1 protein-coding gene is annotated in these 340 nt (G+C 42.9%); it reads left to right on the plus strand.

From position 1 onward, the window contains the following. Positions 1 to 340, plus strand: a 340-nt coding sequence (locus ACNART_RS17965; RefSeq protein ID WP_416303695.1) for a phage tail tape measure protein, incomplete at both ends; no start/stop codon positions are given.

A 340-nucleotide genomic window follows, 5' to 3' on the forward strand; every position in this document is an offset into this window, starting at 1 on the left:
CGCACAAAGAGCCAGTTCTACATTAGGGAGAAGTTTTGGAGGGGCACTTGCATTTCTAGGTGGGCCTCTTGGGATTGCGACAGGATTATTGACCGCGGGGGCAATGGCTTACTATGAGTGGCAACAACAAGCAGAACAATCAAGACAAAAAGCTCTTGAGTATGCAGAGTCATTAGACGTTGCAACGGAGTCATTAAATAAATTAAGTGATGCTGAGCGTCAAGCTTCAATCGGAAAACTGGCTGAAGGTTTAGATGCACAAATTGAGAAAATAGAAGAGCTAAAGAGAAAGCAAGAGGATTTAAAAAAATCATCGGATTTGGGTGGGGCAAATAAAGGT

Source organism: Proteus sp. LHD240705 (genome assembly GCF_047921555.1).
In the GTDB taxonomy this organism is placed as follows: domain Bacteria; phylum Pseudomonadota; class Gammaproteobacteria; order Enterobacterales; family Enterobacteriaceae; genus Proteus.